This window comes from Streptomyces sp. SID11385 (assembly GCF_010548245.1).
Lineage (GTDB): Bacteria > Actinomycetota > Actinomycetes > Streptomycetales > Streptomycetaceae > Streptomyces.
On record NZ_JAAGLR010000272.1, the window covers coordinates 1 to 470 of the forward strand.

A 470-nucleotide genomic window follows, 5' to 3' on the forward strand; every position below is an offset into this window, starting at 1 on the left:
CCCTGCCCCCGTGCACGGGAGCGGACGCGTCCGCCGGGCCCGCGGGGGCCGGCTCCCGGGTGAGCGGGAGCGGGGCGGTCTCCCCGGGGAGCGGCGAGGGGATCACCTCGCGTGCCAGGGGCTTCTCGCGCGGCGGTGGTACGGAGGCGGAGCCGCGTACGACGGTCGAGGCGCCCTGTTGCCGCGCGGAGGCGCGGCTCAGGAGGACGACGCCGCACGCGGCGACGAACGCTCCGCCGAGCGTGAGGCCCAGACCGGGGGCGCCGCCGCGCAGGTGCTCGCCGAGGAGGCTGAGCCCGACGAGCGCGGCGGCGACCGGGTTCGCGAGCGTGAGGACGGCGAGCGGGGCGCCGAGCCCGCCCCGGTAGGCGGTCTGGGCCAGGAGCAGCCCGCCCGCGGCGAAGGCGGCGACGAGCAGCGCGACGATCCCGGCCTGCCACAGCGGCAGGTGCGGGCCGCCCGCCGAGACG

General features: G+C 80.4%; 1 pseudogene. It reads right to left on the reverse strand.

Going from position 1 to position 470, the window contains the following annotated elements:
* Positions 1-470 (reverse strand): annotated as a pseudogene (locus tag G3I42_RS37435) (hypothetical protein); the annotation flags it as partial.